Below are 15,207 nucleotides of genomic sequence, written 5' to 3'. Positions count from 1 at the left end.
AAAAATAAGATTATGTTATCAGAAAAAATGCAAACAGCTTTAAATAATCAAATTAGAATTGAAGCTGAATCTTCACAAATATATTTAGCAATGGCTTCTTGGGCTGAAGTAAAAGGTTTAGAAGGAGTTTCTGAATTTATGTACAATCAGTCTGATGAAGAACGCCAACACATGTTAAAATTCTTTAAATATATTAATGAACGTGGAGGTCATGCAATTGTTTCTGAATTAAGTGCCCCAGCTGTCGAGTTTGGTTCTATTAAAGAAATGTTTGAAACGTTATTTAAACATGAGGTTTTTGTTTCACAAAGTATAAATGAATTGGTTCATATTTCATTAGAAGAAAAAGATTATGCGACACATAATTTCTTACAATGGTATGTGGCTGAACAAATTGAAGAAGAAGCTCAAGCTCGAACAATTTTAGATAAAATTAATTTAATTGGTGACGATAAAGGAGGCTTATACTTATTTGATAATGACATTAAACAGCTTTCAGTAGTTAGTTCAGTAGCTCCTCCACCTGCTCAATAATTAACAAACAATTAAGATTGTTAAGCAATATTTATTGTAAAAGCTAGTTATTTTTGTGGTAGAACATACTAAAAAAAATCATTTTAATAATCCATAATAAATAACTAATTTTGCCAAATGCAAAAAAATAAAATATACATATTCATTTTATTGATAAGTATTGGTGTTTCATCTTGTGGTGAATATCAAAAAGTATTGAATAAAGGTACCGTTCAAGAACAGTATCAAATGGCTACCAAAGTGTATGAAGAACAAAAGTATAATAAAGCCATACAATTGTTTGAGAAAATTACACCAAGTTACCGAGGAAAACCTCAAATGGAACGCATTCAATATATGGTCGCACAATCTCACTACAATACAAAACTATATAGCTTAGCAGCCTATTATTTTGATAAGTTTGTTAAAAATTACCCTAAAAGTTCTAAAGTAGAAGAAGCAGCATATTTATCAGCTCATAGTTACTATTTAGCTTCTCCAGTATATAGTTTAGATCAAAAAGATACTCAAGAAGCCATAACAGCTTTGCAAAATTTTATATTTAAATATCCAGAGTCTGACAAAGTAATTGAAGCAAATAAAAATATTAAAGAGCTTACTTTTAAATTAGAAAAAAAATCTTTTGAAATAGCTAAGCAGTATTATCATACAACTGATTATATAGCGGCTATAGTAGCTTTTGACAATTTATTGTCAGATTATTTAGGAACTTCTTTTAGAGAAGAAGCGATGTATTACAAATTTAAATCGGCTTACGAATTAGGTATTAATAGTTTTATTGCTAAAAAAGAAGATAGAATTAAAGATGCTTTAAAATCGCATGAAAGATTTAAGCGTAATTACCCAAAGTCAGATTATTTAAATGAAACTGAAAAATTAGTAAACAACTTAACTGAAGAATTAAACTCTTTATTAGCACTAAAAACTGAAAACTGATGGATTATAAAAACACAAAGGCAGCTTCTACTACTGTAACGTATGATAAAACTAAAATAGAAGAGCCAACCAATAACATTTACGAAGCTATTACAATAATAGCAAAAAGAGCACAGCAAGTTAACGGAGATTTAAAAAACGAACTAATTGAAAAGTTAGAAGAATTTGCAACTTATACTGATAGTTTAGACGAGGTTTTTGAAAATAAGGAACAAATAGAAGTTTCTAAATTTTATGAAAAATTACCAAAACCAACTGCAATTGCAGTAGAAGAATGGTTAGAAGGTAAAATTTATTACAGAAACCCAGAAGAAACTAAATAACACATGTCTATTTTAAGCGGTAAAAAAATTCTTTTAGGTGTTACAGCCGGTATTGCTGCTTATAAAACGGCACATTTAGTGCGACTTTTTATAAAATCGGGAGCAGAAGTTAAAGTTGTTATGACTCCTGCTTCAGTTGATTTTGTAACCCCATTAACCCTTTCAACCCTTTCACAAAATCCAGTTTATACTTCTTTTTATGATAAAGGAGAAGAAGAAACGGAAGAATGGAACAGCCATGTAGATTTAGGTCTTTGGGCAGACTATATGATAATAGCTCCTGCTACAGCAAATACCTTGTCTAAAATGGCAAACGGTGTTTGCGACAATCTGTTGTTAGCCGTGTATTTATCCGCCAAGTGTAAAGTCTTTTTTGCTCCAGCAATGGATTTGGATATGTATAAACATCCAACAACAAAAAAAAGCATTGAAAAATTACAGAGCTACGGAAATATTTTTATTCCTCCATCTACAGGATTTTTAGCAAGTGGATTAGAAGGTGAAGGCAGAATGGAAGAACCAGAAAATATTGTATCTTTTATTGAGAATGATATTGTTACAAAATTACCATTATACAATAAAAAAGTACTAATTACAGCTGGACCAACTTATGAAGCAATTGATCCAGTTAGATTTATTGGAAATCATTCTTCAGGAAAAATGGGTTTTGAATTAGCTAAATCAGCAGCCAACTTAGGAGCTACGGTGTATTTAATTTCAGGACCTTCTAATGAAAAAATTACACATTCTTTAGTGTATAGATATAATGTTGTAAGTGCTGAAGAAATGTATCAAGAAGTTCACAAACATTATCAATCTGTTGATATTGCAATACTATCTGCAGCTGTTGCAGACTATAAACCTAAAGAAATTTCTGCAACAAAAATCAAAAAATCTTCTGATTGTATGACAATTGAAATGGTGCAAACAAAAGATATTTTAGCTTCATTAGGAAAACAAAAAGAAAATCAATTTTTAGTAGGTTTTGCTCTTGAAACCAATAATGAAATTGAAAATGCGACCATAAAACTTCAAAAGAAAAACCTAGACTTAATTGTGTTAAATTCTTTACAAGATAAAGGCGCAGGTTTTAAAAATGAAACAAATAAAGTAACAATCATTGATAAATTCGAAAAAATTTCAGAATTTAGTCTAAAATCTAAGGCTGAAGTAGCTGAGGATATTTTTAAAGAAATTTTGAACAGAATTTATGTATAAAATAATTAGAATATTTTTTTTGTTAACATTTATAACTCAATTAAGTGCTCAAGAGTTAGATTGTACAATTACAGTAAATGCAGACAAAATTCCTGGTTCTAACAAGCAAGTTTTTTCAACCTTAGAAAGTTCCTTAAATGAATTTGTAAACCAAAAGCGTTGGACAAATTTTAATTATAAAGCACAAGAACGAATAAGTTGTAATTTAACATTAACTATTTTAGAGCAAACAGGAAACGACTTTAAAGGTCATATTCAAATACAATCGTCTCGCCCAGTATTCAATTCTACCTATTTAACACCAGTTTTTAATTTTAAAGATGATAATTTTTCATTTCAATATACTGAGTTTGAACCTTTGCAATATAATGAGAATACTTTTGAGTCTAATCTAGTATCTGTAGTAACATTTTATGTGTATACTATTTTAGGAATGGATGCAGATACTTTTGCTTTAGAAGGTGGATCACCGTTTTACACACAAGCACAAAATGTTTTAGTACTGGCGCAACAAAGTGGTTACAAAGGCTGGAACCAAAACGACGGTACAAAATCTAGATTTACATTAATAGACAATCTTTTATCGCCAACCTACACTATGTTTCGTACTTCATTGTATGAATATCATTTAAAAGGTTTAGATGTAATGAGTACCAATAGTAAAAATGGGAAAAAGAGCATTGCAGAAACTATTTTAAAACTTAAATCAATTTATGATTCTAGACCCAATGCATTTTTATTACGTGTATTTATGGATTCAAAAGCTGATGAAATAGTTTCCATATTTTCAGATGGACCACGTTATGATACGTTTAAATTAAAAGAAGATTTACTGAAAATTTCTCCAATTAATGCGGCGAAATGGAATAAAATAAAGTAATATTCTTAATCCTAATTAATTAGAATGCTTACAAATCTTTCCATAAAAAATTATGCTTTAATAGAACAATTAAAGGTTAGTTTTAAAGATAATTTATCAATAATTACAGGTGAAACAGGTGCTGGAAAATCTATTTTATTGGGTGCCTTAGGCTTGGTTTTAGGGAAAAGAGCAGACTCTTCAACGCTAAAAGATACAACAAGTAAATGCATAATTGAAGCTCAGTTTTCAATTAAAAATTATAGATTAGAACCTTTTTTTGAAGAAAATGATATAGATTTTGATCAAGAAACGATTATTCGTAGAGAAATTTTACCAAGTGGAAAATCACGTGCATTTATAAATGATACCCCAACAACATTACAAGTTTTACAGCTATTAAGTGAAAAATTGATTGATATTCATTCTCAATACCAAACCTTACAGTTATCTGACGTTAATTTTCAATTTGAAATTATTGATAGTTTGGCTAACAATTCAGCTAAAATTGAATCTTATAAAAGAGGATTATTAGTTTTTAATAAATTAACTAAAGAGCTAAAAAAAATAAAAGAACATCAGGCAGTTGCAAATGAACAATATGAATATAATTTACATTTGTTTGAAGAATTAGAAAAAGCCAATTTAAAACCTGATGAGCAAGCTATTTTAGAGCAACAATTAGATAAAGAAAATAACATAGAAGAAATTAAATTAAATTTAACAGAAGCACAAGCTTTGGCGCTCAATGAAGAAATTGGGATACAGGCATTGTTGAGTTCTTTTACATCTAATTTAAATAAAATTAAATCTTATGCTCTAGAGTATAAAGAGTTGTATGAAAGGTCTTTAAGTTTAAAAATTGAGTTAGATGACATAACTAATGAATTAGAAAACTTAAATGAAACTATAGAGTTTGACCCTTTAGAATTGGAAAAACTTAATGATAGATTGCAACTCATTTATAATTTGCAAAAAAAACATGCTGTAAATTCAATTTCAGAATTGATAAGTATCAAAGAAAATCTTTCTATTAAAGTAGAAGCTGTTGAAAATTCTGCAACTTTGATCAATGAAAAAGAGAAGGAAATAAAAGTAGTTGCTGAAAAAATAGACAAATTAGCATTCACTATATATAACGAAAGAAAAAATGCAATTCCTATTTTAATTCAAAAATTAGAAACGGTACTTACTAATTTAGGAATGGAAAATACCCGATTTAAGTTTGAAATTACTCATAGTACAAGTTATTTTACAAACGGTAAAGATGAATTGAGCTTACTTATTTCAGCAAATAAAGGAGCTAATTTTGGAACGTTAAAAAAAACAGCATCAGGTGGAGAAATGTCTAGAATAATGTTAGCTGTAAAAGCTATTTTATCTGAGTATTCCAATTTACCAACCATTATTTTTGATGAAATTGATACAGGGGTTTCTGGTGATGTTTCACAAAAAATAGCAGACATTATGCAACAAATGAGTGCTAATATGCAAGTAATTACGATTACTCACTTACCGCAGATTGCCGCTAAAGGCAAACAGCATTATAAAGTTTATAAACAAGATTTAGATAACAATATAGTTACAAAATTAATGCAGTTAAATGAACATGAACGAGTTAATGAAATTGCAGAAATGCTCAGCGGTAAAAACTTTTCAGAAACAGCCATTGAACATGCAAAACAGCTGTTAAATTAAGAATTTACTATATTTGCAGCCAATTACACTAAAATCGAAAACAAAATTAGAACTATGCATAATTTATTAAAAGGTAAAAGAGGTATTATTTTTGGAGCATTAGATTCAAAATCAATAGCTTGGAAAGTAGCTGAAAGAGCACATGAAGAAGGAGCAACATTTGTTTTAACCAATGCTCCAGTTGCATTGCGTTTAGGAACTATTTCAGAACTAGCTGAAAAAACAGGGTCGCAAGTAATACCTGCTGATGCAACTTCCATGATGGATTTAGAAGATTTGATTGATAAATCAATGGAAATTTTAGGGGGTAAAATAGATTTCGTATTACACTCAATTGGAATGTCGGTTAATGTAAGAAGAGGAAATCATTATACCAATCAAGATTATAATTTTACAAAAACTGGTTTTGATGTGTCAGCACTTTCATTTCATAGAGTAATGAGTATGTTATACAAAAAAGACGCAATGAATGAATGGGGAAGTATAGTAGCACTATCATATATGGCTGCTCAACGTGTTTTTCCAGATTATAATGATATGGCTGATAACAAAGCTTATTTAGAATCTGTTGCGCGTAGTTTTGGTTACTTCTTTGGACGTGATAAAAAAGTTAGAGTAAATACAATTTCTCAATCTCCAACACCAACAACTGCTGGTAGCGGTGTAAAAGGTTTTGATGGTTTTATTGCTTATGCTGAAAAAATGTCTCCTTTAGGGAATGCAACAGCGTTAGAATGTGCTGACTATACAATCAGTCTATTTTCAGATCTTACAAAAAAAGTAACACTGCAAAATTTATATCATGATGGAGGTTTTTCTAATATGGGAGTTAGCACTGCTATAATGGAAGAGTTTATGAAAGACAACCAGTCTGAAGAACAAGTAGTATCAAAAGAATAAAATAAAAATAAGTTTAGAGTTTATTAAACACAAAAAAAGCGATGATTTTTAAATCATCGCTTTTTTTGTGTTTTTACAGAAATAGTATCGATATCTAAAAATATGTGAAGTATGAGTATTATCACGTTTTTCCCCAATTAAAAACTTTAATTTTGAGAGAAATAAACATAAATTTTTAAAATAATACTATGAGACCACTTAAAATTGTAGTACTAGCTAAACAAGTTCCAGATACGAGACACGTAGGACCGGATGCTATGAAACCAGATGGTACTGTAAATAGAGGTAAACTTTCCACTGTATTTAACCCAGACGATTTACATGCGTTAGAGTTGGCATTAAATATCAAAGATAGAATTCCAGGAACAACTGTTACTTTATTAACAATGGGACCACCAAAAGCGGCTGATATCATTCGAGAAGGATATTATAGAGGTGCTGATTTTGGTGTAATGATTTCAGACAGAAGATTTGGAGGTGCTGACACCTTGGCGACAAGCTATACTTTAGTGAAAGGAATAAAAAAGTTAGCTCCTTATGATTTAGTTTTAAGTGGAAGACAAGCCATAGATGGAGATACAGCTCAAGTAGGACCACAATGTGCAGATAAGTTAAATATTCCTCAAGTAACTTATGTTGAAGAGGTGGTACAAATAACAAATGATAAAATTATTGTTAGAAGACGTTTGTCTAAAGGAGTTGAAACAGTTTCTTCTCCATTCCCTTGTTTAATGACGGTTCATGGCTCATCTCCAACTTGTAGATCAAGACATGCAAAAAAAGTGATGCAATACAAATATGCTCGCACCAAAACAGAGTTGCGTTCAGCAGATGAAATGTTACTTTCATTACATCAAAAAAGACCCTATTTAACAATTCCAGAGTGGAGTGTTGAAGACATTGAAGCAAATGTGGAAAAAATTGGGTTAAATGGCTCACCAACAAAGGTAAAAAGTGTAGAAAACATTGTTTTAACAGCAAATGAAGCTAAATTTTTAACAGAATCTGATGCTGATATTGAAATGATGATAAAAGAATTAATAGAACATCATACCATAGGGTAATTTAAAACTTTTAAAATGGAAAAAATAAAAAGTGTCTTAGTCTATTGTGAAGTTGAAAATCAAAAAGTAGCAGATATAAGTCAAGAGTTATTATCAGCAGGTAAACGATTAGCGGAAAAATTAGGAAGCCCTTTAGAAGCTATGATTTTTGGTTCTGATTTACATGGAATTGAAAGTCAAATTGCTCCTTTTGGTGTAGATAGATTATTTATTGGAAATAGTTTGAGGCTAGAACCTTATAGAACTTTACCTCATGCTGCGTTAGCTGCACATATATTAAAGGAAGAAGATCCGCAAATTGTATTGTTTGGAGCCACTTCAGTTGGAAGAGATTTAGCTCCAAGGCTAGCTTCAAAATTAAACTGCGGACTTACAGCTGATTGTACAATATTAGATATTGGAGATCATTTTGTAAAAAAGGAAAAGAAAGAATATAAAGATTTATTATACGCAATTCGCCCAGCTTTTGGAGGTAGTATTATGGCTAATATTATCAATTGGGATATGCATCCTCAAATGGCAACTGTGAGGGAAGGTGTTATGAAAAAGGAAATTTTTGATGAACATTACAACACAGAAATTGTTGAAGTAGATGTGCATTCAATTGTAAATGAAGAAGATTTTGTAGTTGAAATTATAGATCGTCAAATTAAAGAATCTGGTGTCAATTTAAAAGAAGCACCAATTATTGTAGCAGGAGGGTACGGAGTAGGCTCTAAAGAAAATTTTGATTATTTAAAAGAATTAGCAGAATTGTTGGGTGGAGAAGTTGGTGGTTCAAGAGCAGCTGTTGATGCAGGTTTTATTGAGCACGATCGTCAAATTGGCCAAACAGGAACAACTGTTCGTCCTAAATTGTATATCGCAGCGGGTATTTCAGGAGCCATTCAACATACAGCAGGAATGCAAGATGCCTCCATGATTATTTCTATAAATAATGATCCAGAAGCACCTATAAATAAATTAGCAGATTACGTAATACATGGAGATTTAGGAGTAGTTGTTCCTAAAATGATTAAGTACTACAAACAAAATGCAAAATAATAAGCAATAATATTAAAGAGTTATAAAACTCAAACTATAAAAATGTATAAAAATGGATAATTTTTTTAAAGATACTCCAGATTTTAAATTTCATTTAGAGCACCCTATCATGAAAAAGATAGTTGCTTTAAAAGAACGCAATTTTTCAGAATCAGAAAAATATGATTATGCTCCAATTAATCATGAAGATGCTATTGATACTTATGAAAAGATATTAGAAATTGTTGGGGAAATTTGTGCAGATACCATTTCGAAAAATGCTGAAGGAGTCGATGTTGAAGGACCTCATATTGAAAATAACAAAGTAGTTTATGCAAAAGGTACTACAGCAGATTACAAAGCATTGTATGAAGCAGGTTTAATAGGTATGTCTTTGCCTAGAAAATATGAAGGATTAAACTTCCCGTTATTGCCTTATGTAATGGCAGCCGAAATGGTGGCGAGAGCCGACGCTGGTTTTGCTAACATTTGGGGGTTGCAAGATTGTGCAGAAACCATCTATGAATTTGGTTCCGAAGAGCAACGTGAAAAATACTTGCCAAGGTTTAATAGAGATGGGGCAACAGCAGCAATGGTTTTAACGGAACCAGATGCGGGGTCAGATTTACAATCAGTAAAACTAAAAGCAACCTTTAATGAAGAAGATAAAAAGTGGTATTTGAATGGGGTTAAACGTTTTATAACCAACGGTGATGCCGATATTTCATTGGTTTTAGCACGTTCAGAAGAAGGAACTACGGATGCTCGTGGATTATCTATGTTTATATATGATAGAAATGATCACGCTGTCCAAGTTCGTCATTTAGAAAAAAAACTAGGCATTAAAGGTTCTCCTACTTGCGAATTAGTATTTAAAAATGCTCCTGCAGAATTAGTGGGTAAAGAACGATTTGGATTGATTAAGTATGTAATGGCTTTAATGAATTCTGCACGTTTAGGAGTTGGAGCACAATCTGTTGGTATTGCTGATGCAGCTTACAGAGAGGCATTGAAATACGCAGAAGAAAGAGCACAATTTGGAAAAGTAATTATTAATTTCCCTGCTGTTTATGAAATGATTACAAATATGAAAGTACGCATTGATGCTTTACGATCATTGTTATATGAAACTACACGATTTGTTGATGTCACCAAAGTTTATGAAGATGTAATGCAAGAAAGACCTTTGGAAAAAGAGGAGCGTATGGAGATGAAGGGTTATGCCAAATTAGCCAATGTTTTTACACCTCTTCTAAAATTAATGGCTAGTGAAGCATGCAATGTTATTGCTTATGACTCATTACAAATTCATGGTGGAACTGGATTTATGAAAGATTTTCCAATTGAACGCATTTATAGAGATGCCAGAATTACTTCAATTTATGAAGGAACAACTCAATTGCAAGCAGTGGCTGCAATTAAAGGTGTAACAACTGGAGTATTTTTAGAACAAATTAAAAATTACGAAGCAAAAGTTTTTGAAGAAAATGTAACTTTAAAAACGAAACTTCAAGAAATGACTGTTTCATTTGAAGAAATTACTCAACAAGTAATTGATACTCATCATACAGAATTATTAGATTTTCATTCAAGAAGATTGGTTGAAATGGCTGGTAATATAATTATGGGATATTTATTGTTATTGAATAGTCAGAGAGATGAAAAATTTAATAAATCAGCTAAATTATTTATCAATTTGGTTAGTTCAGAAAATAAAGAGAAGTTTGATTATATCAATAATTTTAATATTGAAAATTTAGATTTATACAAGTTAGTGCCAACTGAATTATTAGAACCTCAAGTTTAATTGCTTTTAATAATTAAAAGCAAGCCTACTTTTAAACTTAAAAGTGGGCTTTTTTTGTGCCATAATTTATAGTTTCTTTTAAAAAACACTAAATTTGAATTCCTAAAAAATTAATTTGTGGAATTGCAATTTTCAATCATTGTTCCAGTGTATAACCGTCCTCAAGAAATTGAAGAATTATTTTATAGCCTAACAAAACAAACATATAACAAAAGCTTTGAAGTACTTGTAATTGAAGATGGTTCCAGTTTAAAAGCTGATGAAGTTGTAAAGAAGTTTTGTGAAAAATTAGACGTAACATATTTTTATAAAACCAACAGTGGAGCAGGAGATAGCAGGAATTTTGGAATGAGAAAAGCTTTAGGTAATTACTTTATTATTTTTGATTCAGATTGTATAATTCCGCCAAATTATTTAGTTGAAGTTGAAAAAGCTTTGCGTAAAAATTATACAGATGCTTATGGAGGAGCAGATGCTGCACATCAATCGTTTTCAACCATTCAAAAAGCAATAAATTACAGTATGACTTCTTTTTTTACAACAGGAGGAATTCGGGGTAATAAAAAATCTGTAGGGAAGTTTCAACCAAGAAGTTTCAATTTGGGGATTTCAAAAAAGGCTTTTGAAATAACTAAAGGTTTTAGTAAAATGAAAATTGGAGAAGATATAGATTTAACATTTAGACTTTGGGCGTGTAATTTTGAAACACAATTTATTGAAAATGCTTTTGTATACCATAAAAGAAGAGCCACCTTTTTACAATTTTTTAAACAAACTTTTGCTTTTGGAAAAGGACGACCTTTTTTAAATAAAAAATATCCTGAAACTGCAAAAATTACCTATTGGTTTCCAACATTATTTATAATGTTATTAGGTTTATCAATTGTATTTTTATTTTTAAAAATTTGGATATTTGTAGTATTTTTTGGCATCTATTTTGTTATTTTATTTTTTGATTCATTTATAAAAAACAAAAAAATATCCGTAGCTTTTACAAGTGTACTAACAACTTTAATACAATTTTTAGGCTACGGACTAGGCTTTTTAAAAGGGCAGCTTTTTAAAAATTAATGAGAGCTATTTTGTCTAAATCTTTTAGAAATAATTTTAAGTTCTTCATTTGTTAATGTCGAAGTTTCTTTTAATTTGTATATAAAAGCATCAACTTCTTCTTGTGTACCTGGGCAACCAATATTATTTCCTTTTTCTTTTAAAACAAGTTCGCCTTCAACCATTTTAGAATCGGCTAAAAGATTTCCATTAGGATCAAAAATTAGCCAATAGGGAATACCACTTTTATCGCCTCCATATTTTGATAAAATTTCATCTGCTCCTAGATTTTCAAGATTCTTTTTATTTGTGGCTTCTTTTACAACTAGCTGTTCAATAACATAGTTTTTATTAAATAAATTTTTTGTTGTTTCATCTTTTATAGAGGCATCCATTTTTTTACACCAACCACACCAAGATGCTTTAAACATAACAAAAACATTTTTGTTTGTTTTTTTAGCTTGGTCAAAAGCATTAGATAAAACTTCTTTAGCAGGTTCTGGTTTTTCTTGTGCTGATGTTATATTAAAAAAAAGGATGGTTAGGGTTAAAATTGTGATTGATTTGATATTCATTTTAAATATTGTTAAGGGTTTATTTAATAGTTTTTAAAGGTGTAATTTCAATAAAATAATATACAATTGAAGCTACTGTTCCACCAAAAATAAGAATTAAAGTCCACATGATTTTTTTATTGGTATCATTTGTTGGATTGTTATTAGTGTGAACAATATAATATATTTTAAAACCTATACTTACTAAAGCTGTTAAAATAATTAAAATAAAGAATCCGATAAAAGATTGAATTAATTCTATAGGAAATTCTTTTTGATGAGTTTCTAATGCTATTATGTTTTCAAGAAAAGAGGAAAAGAAAAAAATAAAAATTAAAATGATGAAAACAATAGGTAAAAAAGTGAAAATTGTGAGCCAAAATTTTGTAGAAAATTTCATGATGATGAATTTATAGATGTACCTTTTTAAAGGTATAATATTTAAAGCAAAAAAAATCCAGAATTTATTTAACAAATTCTGGATTTTTTTTATGAGTTAATATACGTTATTCTACTTTGTCTTTTCCTTTTCCTTTGGTAATTTTTATGGTTAATTCATTGGTTTTTTTGTTTAAATCCATAAAAATTGTATCGCCTTCATTTAATTTAGAATTTACAATTTCTTCGGCCAAAGCATCTTCAATATATTTTTGAATTGCACGTTTTAGGGGTCTTGCACCATATTGTTTATCAAAACCTTTATCTGCAATATAATCTTTAGCTTCTTCTGTTAAATTAAGTTGGTAGCCTAAATCTTCAATTCGCTTAATTAATTTGCTTAATTCAATATCAATAATAGAATGAATATCTTCTCTCTCTAAAGCGTTAAATACAATAACATCATCAATCCTATTTAAAAACTCTGGTGCAAAAGATTTTTTTAAGGCATTTTCAATAACACTTTTGGCATTTGCATCAGCTTGTGCAACTTTTGCAGCTGTACCAAAACCTACACCTGCACCAAAATCTTTTAATTGACGAGAACCAATATTAGAAGTCATAATAATTATGGTATTTCTAAAGTCAATTCTTCTTCCAAGACTATCAGTAATATGACCATCATCTAAAATTTGAAGTAGCATATTAAAAACATCAGGGTGTGCTTTTTCAATTTCATCAAACAATACCACTGCGTATGGTTTACGTCTAATTTTTTCAGTAAGTTGCCCTCCTTCTTCATAACCAACATAACCAGGAGGCGCTCCAATTAAACGAGATACCGCAAATTTTTCCATATATTCACTCATATCTATTCTAATCAAAGCATCTTCACTGTCAAAAAGTTCGGTAGCTAACACCTTGGCTAGTTGTGTTTTACCAACACCTGTTTGACCTAAAAAGATAAATGAGCCAATAGGTTTGTTAGGATCTTTAAGTCCAACTCTATTGCGTTGAATGGCTTTGACAACTTTAGATACAGCTTCATCTTGCCCAATTACTTTTCCTTTAATTAAATTTGGAAGTTCATGTAATCTATGGCTTTCAGCTTCAGCAACTCTGTTTACAGGGATGCCAGTCATCATTGAAACTACTTCAGCAACATTATCTTCTGTAACAATTTCACGGTGTAATTTTGAAGCCTCTTCCCATTTTATTTGTTCTGCTAAAAGCAATCCTTCAACACGTTTTTCATCGTCTCTTAAGCGTGCGGCTTCTTCATATTTTTGACCGTTTACAGCAGCAGTTTTATCTTCTTTAATTTTTTCAAGTTGAGCTTCTAACTGTAAAACTTCTTTAGGAACTACAATATTTGTGATATGAATACGAGAACCAGCTTCGTCTAAAGCATCAATTGCTTTATCTGGTAAATAGCGGTCTGTCATGTATCTGTTGGTTAATTTAACACAAGCTTCAATGGCTTCATCTGTAAAATCAACGTTATGATGTTCTTCGTATTTTTCTTTTATATTATTTAATATTTGAATAGTTTCTTCAACAGAGGTTGGTTCTACAATTACCTTTTGAAAACGACGTTCTAAAGCACCGTCTTTTTCAATATTGGTTCTAAACTCATCTAGAGTTGTAGCTCCAATACATTGAATTTCACCACGTGCTAATGCTGGTTTTAACATGTTTGAAGCATCTAAAGAACCTGTTGCTCCTCCAGCTCCAACAATGGTATGAATTTCATCAATAAAAAGAATGATATCATCATTTTTTTCAAGTTCATTTACCAAGGCTTTCATGCGTTCTTCAAATTGTCCTCGGTATTTAGTTCCTGCAACTAAACTTGCTAAATCTAAAGAAACAATTCGTTTGTTGAATAAAATTCTGGATACTTTACGTTGATTTATTCTTAAAGCTAAACCTTCTGCAATAGCAGACTTTCCAACTCCAGGTTCACCAATTAAAATTGGATTATTCTTTTTTCTTCGACTTAAAATTTGTGAAACGCGTTCTATTTCTTTTTTTCTTCCTACAACAGGGTCTAACTTACCTTCTTCAGCTAAGCGTGTTAAATCTCTTCCAAAATTATCTAAAACAGGTGTTTTAGACTTCTTAGGGGGTGTTTGACCTGACTTAGGTTGTTCAAAAGGATTTGGCTTTGATGTATCAAAATCGTCATCCGATGTGTTTTCAGCTTTTGGTAAATCAATTTCTTCATCCATAAATAATAATTTAAATTCAGCTTTAACATTTTCATAAGTTGCATCAAAATTATTAAGCAACTTAGTTGTAGGATCATTTTCATTACGTAAAATACATAAAAGTAAATGTGCTGTATTTACAGATGCACTTCTATATAATTTAGCTTCTAAAAAAGTAGTTTTCAAAGCTTTTTCGGCTTGTCTTGTTAAATGTAAATTTTTCTTTTCATTGGTAAAAAAAGTAGCAGAGTTTAAAGGACTTAAACCTTCAATTTTTTTGCGTAAATGATCAAGATTTATATCTAATGAATTTAAAATTTCTATAGCTTTTCCATCTCCTTTACGCAACAACCCCAACATGAGGTGTTCCGTACCAATAAAATCATGTCCTAAACGTAAAGCTTCTTCTTTACTATAGGCTATTACATCTTTAACTTTTGGTGAAAAATTATCGTCCATTTCTATGAGTTTAATATGTAAATTTAACTGATTTTTTTCTTTTTGATGCACAAAAACAAGACCACTTTTTTATAAATCAGTAAAATTGTCATATATGATAGCTTAAAATTATTGAATACCAGTCATTTACAGTTGTTTGGTGTGTGTGTATTATTGTTAATAAAAAATATAAAAACTACCTGACAAATAGGTTG

Annotated in this window: 14 protein-coding genes; 11 read left to right on the top strand and 3 right to left on the bottom strand. The window is 30.2% G+C overall.

Annotated features, from left to right (window positions below):
• Window positions 1-12 precede the first annotated feature (12 nt).
• The 11 genes from ACFQZW_RS13180 to ACFQZW_RS13130 all read left to right on the top strand — a co-directional run bounded on the left by ACFQZW_RS13180 (window position 13) and on the right by ACFQZW_RS13130 (window position 11,433).
• Window positions 13-534, top strand: coding sequence for a ferritin (locus ACFQZW_RS13180; RefSeq protein WP_298264043.1), 522 nt, complete (start codon window positions 13-15; stop codon window positions 532-534).
• A 117-nt stretch (window positions 535-651) separates the two neighbouring features.
• On the top strand, window positions 652-1,470 hold the full coding sequence (locus tag ACFQZW_RS13175; protein WP_298264044.1) for an outer membrane protein assembly factor BamD: 819 nt from the start codon (window positions 652-654) through the stop codon (window positions 1,468-1,470).
• Window positions 1,470-1,793, top strand: a complete 324-nt coding sequence (locus ACFQZW_RS13170; protein WP_298264046.1) for a DNA-directed RNA polymerase subunit omega — start codon at window positions 1,470-1,472, stop codon at window positions 1,791-1,793. The genes ACFQZW_RS13175 and ACFQZW_RS13170 overlap by 1 nt, the downstream gene beginning before the upstream one ends.
• 3 nt (window positions 1,794-1,796) lie before the next feature.
• Entirely contained in the window at window positions 1,797-3,011 is a 1,215-nt protein-coding gene (coaBC, locus tag ACFQZW_RS13165) for a bifunctional phosphopantothenoylcysteine decarboxylase/phosphopantothenate--cysteine ligase CoaBC (RefSeq protein WP_386783612.1), read from the top strand.
• The gene (gene porD, locus ACFQZW_RS13160) at window positions 3,004-3,891 is read left to right on the top strand and encodes a type IX secretion system protein PorD (RefSeq protein ID WP_386783610.1); all 888 of its coding nucleotides are present in this window, start codon (window positions 3,004-3,006) and stop codon (window positions 3,889-3,891) included. The genes coaBC and porD overlap by 8 nt, the downstream gene beginning before the upstream one ends.
• 24 nt (window positions 3,892-3,915) lie before the next feature.
• Complete coding sequence (gene recN, locus ACFQZW_RS13155) at window positions 3,916-5,568, top strand: DNA repair protein RecN (protein WP_386783608.1); 1,653 nt, start codon at window positions 3,916-3,918, stop codon at window positions 5,566-5,568.
• Between the two features lie 54 nt (window positions 5,569-5,622).
• A complete protein-coding gene (locus tag ACFQZW_RS13150; protein WP_298264052.1) occupies window positions 5,623-6,468 on the top strand; it encodes an enoyl-ACP reductase FabI in 846 nt (281 codons plus the stop codon).
• Between the two features lie 188 nt (window positions 6,469-6,656).
• On the top strand, window positions 6,657-7,532 hold the full coding sequence (locus ACFQZW_RS13145; protein ID WP_372802006.1) for an electron transfer flavoprotein subunit beta/FixA family protein: 876 nt from the start codon (window positions 6,657-6,659) through the stop codon (window positions 7,530-7,532).
• Between the two features lie 15 nt (window positions 7,533-7,547).
• Window positions 7,548-8,576, top strand: a complete 1,029-nt coding sequence (locus ACFQZW_RS13140; RefSeq protein WP_298286924.1) for an electron transfer flavoprotein subunit alpha/FixB family protein — start codon at window positions 7,548-7,550, stop codon at window positions 8,574-8,576.
• Between the two features lie 52 nt (window positions 8,577-8,628).
• Window positions 8,629-10,362, top strand: coding sequence for an acyl-CoA dehydrogenase family protein (locus ACFQZW_RS13135; protein ID WP_372802008.1), 1,734 nt, complete (start codon window positions 8,629-8,631; stop codon window positions 10,360-10,362).
• A 117-nt stretch (window positions 10,363-10,479) separates the two neighbouring features.
• Window positions 10,480-11,433, top strand: coding sequence for a glycosyltransferase (locus ACFQZW_RS13130; protein WP_386783604.1), 954 nt, complete (start codon window positions 10,480-10,482; stop codon window positions 11,431-11,433).
• Here the strand turns inward: ACFQZW_RS13130 and ACFQZW_RS13125 are convergent.
• From ACFQZW_RS13125 to ACFQZW_RS13115, 3 genes are all read right to left on the bottom strand, one after another.
• Window positions 11,430-11,987: a thioredoxin family protein gene (locus ACFQZW_RS13125; protein WP_386783602.1), complete on the bottom strand. Its 558-nt coding sequence runs from the start codon at window positions 11,985-11,987 to the stop codon at window positions 11,430-11,432. The two genes, ACFQZW_RS13130 and ACFQZW_RS13125, sit on opposite strands and share 4 nt — an antisense overlap.
• Before the next feature lie 19 nt (window positions 11,988-12,006).
• Window positions 12,007-12,366, bottom strand: a complete 360-nt coding sequence (locus ACFQZW_RS13120; RefSeq protein WP_386783600.1) for a hypothetical protein — start codon at window positions 12,364-12,366, stop codon at window positions 12,007-12,009.
• Between the two features lie 106 nt (window positions 12,367-12,472).
• A complete protein-coding gene (locus ACFQZW_RS13115) occupies window positions 12,473-15,013 on the bottom strand; it encodes an ATP-dependent Clp protease ATP-binding subunit (RefSeq protein ID WP_298264063.1) in 2,541 nt (846 codons plus the stop codon).
• Between the last annotated feature and the right edge of the window lie 194 nt (window positions 15,014-15,207).

This window comes from Lutibacter aestuarii, assembly GCF_042676885.1.
Lineage (GTDB): Bacteria > Bacteroidota > Bacteroidia > Flavobacteriales > Flavobacteriaceae > Lutibacter > Lutibacter aestuarii.
This window is presented reverse-complemented; position numbering and strand designations above follow the sequence as displayed.

Bases quoted from the DNA above. Each gene is read 5' to 3' on its own strand.
- ACFQZW_RS13180 (WP_298264043.1), top strand. From the start codon at position 13: ATGTTATCAGAAAAAATGCAAACAGCTTTAAATAATCAAATTAGAATT.
- ACFQZW_RS13175 (WP_298264044.1), top strand. From the start codon at position 652: ATGCAAAAAAATAAAATATACATATTCATTTTATTGATAAGTATTGGT.
- ACFQZW_RS13170 (WP_298264046.1), top strand. From the start codon at position 1,470: ATGGATTATAAAAACACAAAGGCAGCTTCTACTACTGTAACGTATGAT.
- coaBC (WP_386783612.1), top strand. From the start codon at position 1,797: ATGTCTATTTTAAGCGGTAAAAAAATTCTTTTAGGTGTTACAGCCGGT.
- porD (WP_386783610.1), top strand. From the start codon at position 3,004: ATGTATAAAATAATTAGAATATTTTTTTTGTTAACATTTATAACTCAA.
- recN (WP_386783608.1), top strand. From the start codon at position 3,916: ATGCTTACAAATCTTTCCATAAAAAATTATGCTTTAATAGAACAATTA.
- ACFQZW_RS13150 (WP_298264052.1), top strand. From the start codon at position 5,623: ATGCATAATTTATTAAAAGGTAAAAGAGGTATTATTTTTGGAGCATTA.
- ACFQZW_RS13145 (WP_372802006.1), top strand. From the start codon at position 6,657: ATGAGACCACTTAAAATTGTAGTACTAGCTAAACAAGTTCCAGATACG.
- ACFQZW_RS13140 (WP_298286924.1), top strand. From the start codon at position 7,548: ATGGAAAAAATAAAAAGTGTCTTAGTCTATTGTGAAGTTGAAAATCAA.
- ACFQZW_RS13135 (WP_372802008.1), top strand. From the start codon at position 8,629: ATGGATAATTTTTTTAAAGATACTCCAGATTTTAAATTTCATTTAGAG.
- ACFQZW_RS13125 (WP_386783602.1), bottom strand. From the start codon at position 11,987: ATGAATATCAAATCAATCACAATTTTAACCCTAACCATCCTTTTTTTT.
- ACFQZW_RS13120 (WP_386783600.1), bottom strand. From the start codon at position 12,366: ATGAAATTTTCTACAAAATTTTGGCTCACAATTTTCACTTTTTTACCT.
- ACFQZW_RS13115 (WP_298264063.1), bottom strand. From the start codon at position 15,013: ATGGACGATAATTTTTCACCAAAAGTTAAAGATGTAATAGCCTATAGT.